The 5,079-nt window shown below is 75.0% G+C and carries 4 protein-coding genes and 1 pseudogene; 4 read left to right on the plus strand and 1 reads right to left on the minus strand.

Annotated elements, in window-relative coordinates; all coding sequences use genetic code 11:
• The 3 genes from ABD308_RS11535 to ABD308_RS11545 all read left to right on the plus strand — a co-directional run.
• A partial coding sequence (locus tag ABD308_RS11535; protein ID WP_344331980.1) for a sensor histidine kinase occupies nt 1-1,076 on the plus strand: 1,076 nt, incomplete at its 5' end.
• A 171-nt stretch (nt 1,077-1,247) separates the two neighbouring features.
• Nucleotides 1,248-1,736 carry a hypothetical protein gene (locus ABD308_RS11540; protein WP_344331982.1) on the plus strand — a complete coding sequence of 163 codons (489 nt, stop codon included), beginning with the start codon at nt 1,248-1,250 and terminating at the stop codon, nt 1,734-1,736.
• 38 nt (nt 1,737-1,774) lie between these two features.
• Nucleotides 1,775-2,458 (plus strand): response regulator, encoded by a 684-nt coding sequence (locus ABD308_RS11545; RefSeq protein ID WP_344331984.1) that lies wholly within the window; start codon nt 1,775-1,777, stop codon nt 2,456-2,458.
• 298 nt (nt 2,459-2,756) lie between these two features.
• Here ABD308_RS11545 and polX read toward each other — a convergent pair whose 3' ends face one another.
• Complete coding sequence (polX, locus tag ABD308_RS11550) at nt 2,757-4,487, minus strand: DNA polymerase/3'-5' exonuclease PolX (RefSeq protein WP_344331988.1); 1,731 nt, start codon at nt 4,485-4,487, stop codon at nt 2,757-2,759.
• A 316-nt stretch (nt 4,488-4,803) separates the two neighbouring features.
• Between polX and ABD308_RS11555 the strand changes: the two are divergent.
• Nucleotides 4,804-5,079 (plus strand): annotated as a pseudogene (locus ABD308_RS11555) (hypothetical protein); the annotation flags it as partial.

A 5,079-nucleotide genomic window follows, 5' to 3' on the forward strand; every position in this document is an offset into this window, starting at 1 on the left:
CGCCCGCCGTGGCGATCCTGGCCGCCGTGGTGCCCTGGCCGTGGCGGCGGTTGACGCTCGCGGGGGCGGCGGGCGGCGTCGCCGCGCTCTCGCTGCTGCTCGACCTCGCCTACGCGGGCCCGTACCGGCTGCCCGCGTTCTGGCTGCCGTTCGAGTGGGCGGCGCTGGTGGGGCTGGCGGGCCGGGTGGCCCGGCGCTCGCGGGGCCGGTGGGCGGGCCCGGTCGGCGCGCTGACCGCCGTGGCGGCGCTGGCCGTGCCGTTGCGCTTCACCGTCCGTTCCCCGAACGCGGGTTGGGACGGTTCGGTGGCCGCCGTGCTGGCGTCGCTGCTGCCGCTGGCCGTGGTGCTCGGCGCCGGCCTCTACCTGCGGATGCTGGACGCGCGGCGCGAGCGGGCGGTCGCCCGGGCCCGGCGCGAGCAGCGTCTGGAGGTGGCGCGCGGGCTGCACGACTTCGTCGCCCACGAGATCACCGGCATCGTGCTGGAGGCGCAGGCCGGACAACTGCCGGGCCAGGAAGCGGAGGAGACGGCCGCGCTGCTGCGCCGACTGGAGGAGGCCGGGCTGCGCGCGCTGGACTCGATGGACGCGATGGTGGGCGCCCTGCGGGAACCGCGCGAGGACGGGGACGGTGCGCGGCCTCCGGCCGGTGCCACTCGGGTGCTCGGGCTGGCCGATCTGCCGGAGCTGGTGGGCCGGTTCAGCCGGACCGGGCCGACCCGGGCCCGGCTGGAGGCGCTCCCCGGCGCCGTGGGCCTGCTCTCCGGGGAGGCGGAGGCGGCCGCGTACGCGGTGGTGCTGGAGGGGCTCACCAATGTGCGGCGGCACGCGACCGGTGCGGCCGAGGCGGTGGTGCGGGTGGAGGTCCGGGCGGACGGGGGCGCGGTGATCGTTTCGGTGAGTGACGACGGGGGCGGCGGATCCGGCGTCAGGGGTCTGCTGCGACGCCGTCCGGGCAGCGGCGGCACCGGGCTGGTGGCGCTCGCCGAACGGCTCGCCGCGTACGGCGGCACGCTGGAGACTGGGCCGCTGCGGCCGGCGGGGTGGCGGACGGGCTGCGAACTGCCCGTTCGGTAGGCCGATCGGGAGGCCGGGCGAAAGCGCCCGCCGAAGATCTGCCGATCGGCAGATGGCGGCGGGGCGGTGGGCGGCGATGCTCGTGGCCGTGACCGACACGCCCGTCGAAGGGGATCCGCCATGGCTGCCGTTCCTGCCGTACCCGCCGTACCTGCCGTTCCTGTATGTTCCGTGCGTTCCGCCGGTGCGTCCGTCGCGCCGACGGCGTCCGGCCCGGACCGTCGGCGGTGGCTCGGGCCCGGACGCCGGCCCGGGCGCTCCGGGAGGTCCGCGGGCCGGCTGCCCGTCACCGGCGCCGCCCTCGCCGCGGCCGTCCTGCTGGCCGTCGTCACCGGCTGCGCCAAGGCCGAGGACGCCACGCCCGAGTCGACGGTCTTCGGCTACAGCGGCGGCACGCTGAACGTCGTGTCACGGCACCACGTCCCGACCGATCTCGTCGCGACGGACCGTCAGGACGTCAAGGTGACGCGCTGGTTCAAGGCGGACGGGATCGCCAGGGAGCGGACCAGCTGGACGCTGGAGGGCGACACCCTCACCCTGGAGGCGAGTTGCAGCGGCTTCGCCAACTGTGACGCGCGGTTCCGCGTCGAGGTCCCGCCGCACGTCACCGTGTTGCGCGACGGCAGGGCGACCGACCTCAAGGGCGCCGGGACGGCCTGAGTCCGGACCGCCCGGGGAGCCGTGCGAGACTGCCGTGCGTGACGAGTCCCCACCCGGAACCCATCCGCACGCTGATCGCCGACGACCAGGAGGCCGTGCGCCGGAGCGTGCGGCGGATCCTGGACGCCCAGCCCGACATCACCGTGGTCGGCGAGGCGGCCGACGGGGTCGCCGCGCTCGAACTCGCGGCCGAACTGCGTCCGGACGTCGCGCTGGTGGACATCCGGATGCCCCGGATGGACGGGCTGGAGCTGACCAGGCGGCTGGCCGCTCCGGGGGCGGCGACACCGGTGCGGGTGGTGGTGCTGACCACCTTCGACCTCGACGAGTACGTCTATCCGGCCCTGCGGCACGGGGCCTCCGGCTTCCTGCTGAAGCGGTCCGGTCCGGCGCTGCTGGCCGAGGCGGTCCGGGCGGCGGCGGGCGGGGAGAGCCTGATCAGCCCCTCGGTCACCGTGCGGCTGCTGCGGCACGTGACCGCGCCCCGGCGGGTGGACCGCAGATCGGCCCCGGCGGCGCCGTTGACCGATCGCGAGGTGGAGATCGCCGGCCAGGTCGCGGCCGGGCGGACCAACGCGGACATCGCCGCCGAACTGTTCATCTCGCCGGGCACCGTCAAGACCCATGTGGCGAGCATCCAGCGCAAGCTCGGGGTGCAGAACCGGGTCGGCATCGCCGTGCACGCCTGGGAGATGGGGTACACGGTGCCGTCCGCGGAGTGAGGTGCCGGTGGTGGCGCGTACCGGTGGCGGGCGTGCGGAACCTGCGAGGTGGAGGATGGCTTCCGGACGTGACGTCCTCCGGCCAAATGGTTCGATCGTCGACCGAGGTACCAGCGGCAGACCCTGATCCGTCTCGATCTGTCGCCACTGCCTCCTGCGGTCGAACTTCCTCGCGGCCTCGCAGGTCCACTACCCATGATGCGCCCGGGGTGGCGGATGCACCAGGGGGTTTCAGGAGAATTCCTCTAAATCGGATGATTCTCCTGAATCGGGCACCTGGTGTCCGGGTGGCGGGGGTTCAGCCGCGCAGCGCGTCCTTGCGCAGGAACCGCTTCAGCCGCTGCCACGGCCAGGTGTTGATCACGTCCTCGGAGGTCAGCCAGGCGCGCTGCGCGGTGCCGATCCCGTACCGGGGGTAGGCGAGGTGCGGGGTGGCGTGCGCGTCGCTGTCGATCGCGAACCTCACGCCGTGGCGCTTGGCCCGGAGCACGTCCTCGTCCCGCAGGTCGAGGCGCTGGGGCGAGCTGTTGATCTCGATGGCGGTACCGGTCCGGGCGGCGGCCTCGAAGACGGCGTCCAGGTCGACGTCGATCGGTCCGCGCCGGCCGATCCGCCGGGTGGTGAGGTGGCCGATGACGTGGACGTGCGGGTTCTCGCAGGCCCGGATCAGCCGGCGGGTCTGGGTGTCGCGGTCCGCGCCGAAGTGCGAGTGGACGGACGCCACGCAGACGTCGAAGCCGGACAGGAAGTCGGCGTCCCAGTCCACGCCGCCGTCCGGTCCGATGTTCAGCTCGGTGCCGTGCAGCAGTCGCATCCGCCGGTGGCGCCCGGCCAGTTCGCGCAGCCGCTCCCGCTGGGCGAGCATCTTCTCGTCGGTCATCCGCTGCATCACCAGGTCCGGAGCGTGATCGGTGACCGCGAAGTACGCGTAGCCCCGGGCGGCCGCGGTGTCGATCATCTCCTCCAGGGTGGCCAGGCCGTCGGTCAGGTCGGTGTGGGTGTGCAGGTCGCCGCGGAGGTCCTCCTCGGTCACCAGCTCCGGCAGCTCGCCGCGCAGGGCCGCCTCGACCTCCCCCCGGTCCTCGCGCAACGGCGGCGCGATCCACGGCAGGCCGAGCGCCGCGTAGACCTCGTCCTCGCTCGCCGAGACGATCTTCTCGCCGCCCTCGGCCTCGAACAGCCCGTACTCGGAGAGCTTCAGACCGGCCCGGACCGCCATCGTCCGGAGCTTGATGTTGTGCGCCTTCGAACCGGTGAAGTACACCAGTGCCGCGCCCCAGTCCTCCTCGGGGACCACCCGCAGGTCCACCTGGACGCCGTCCGTGGTGCGCACCGAGGTCTTGGTCGGGCCGGTGCCGATCACCTCGGCCACGTAGGGGAGTCCGGCGAGCGCGGCCATCAGTGGCGCCGAGTCCTCGGCGGTGGCCAGCACGTCGATGTCGCCGACCGTCTCGCGCATCCGGCGCAGCGACCCCGCGTACGCGCAACGGGTGCACCCCGGCGCCTCCCGCAGCGCCGCGACCAGCTGCTCGGCCAGCGCGGTGGCGGCGTCCAGCAGGGTCCGGCCGCCGGACCGCCGCATCAGTTCGATGCCGTGCAGGATCTTCTCGCCGCTGCGCTCACCCAGCCCGGGCACCTCGCTCAGCCGGTCGGCGCGGATCGCCTCGGCGAGCTCGTCGACGGAGGCGATGCCGAGGTCGCGGTAGAGCGCGAGGGCGCGCTTGGGGCCGACGCCGGGCACGGACATCATCGCGCGGACCCCGGCCGGGATCCTGGCGCGCAGCTCCTCCAGCGCCTCGATCCGGCCGCCGGCGAGGTATTCGGCGATCTTCTCGGCGGTGGACCTGCCGACGCCCGGGATCTGCTGGAGCCCCTTGACGTCCAGGCCGTCGATGTCGCCGGGGTGTCCGCCGACGGCCCGGGCGGCCTTCTCGTAGGCGCGGGCGCGGAAGGCGTCGCCGCCGGTGATCGAGATCAGGTCGGCGTACTCCTGGAGCAGTTCCCTGACCTTGTCGTTGAGCCGGGCCATGCGGCCAGTTTAGGTTCGGCGGCCGCGTGGGGCGCTGCGTGCGCGGTGAGCCCGGCGGGCCGGCCGTCGCGGCTTCGGCGGTGCGGCCGCTCGGGCGTGGGGGTGGGGTTGGGGGCGCACGGTGGAGGGCGCGCGCCGGTTTGGTGCTCCCGTCGGTTGGCGGGTGACGGCCCCGCTGGTCGGAGGGGTGGCAGTGCCTTCCGGGGCCCCAGGGCCGGATTGTCACCCGAGCGGCGGGGGCGCAGGCTTGGCGCAGGGCCGGGGAAGCGGCCCGCACCGGGCCGCCCTGGAGGCGGCGGGGACGAGGGGCAGGACGATGGCAGGCGGGAAGCTCTGGGGCCGCGTCGCGTCGGGCGCCCGGGCGCTGGGCGGGCTCGGCCCGCTCGGGCGGTCCGGGGCACTGGTGGGTGCGCGGCTGCTCAAGGGCGTCGGCGGGGGCGGGCGGCCGGAACCGGGCGGGCGCGCGGGTGCGCTCGGGGGCGCGGCCGGGACGGCGGGCGCGGGTGGACCGGGGCGTTCGGGCCCCGGCGGCATGGCCGGGCCGCAGTCGTTGTCACGACCCGAGCTGGAGCGGTTGCGCTGGACGGACCGG

Source organism: Kitasatospora putterlickiae, from assembly GCF_039527695.1.
Lineage (GTDB): Bacteria > Actinomycetota > Actinomycetes > Streptomycetales > Streptomycetaceae > Kitasatospora > Kitasatospora putterlickiae.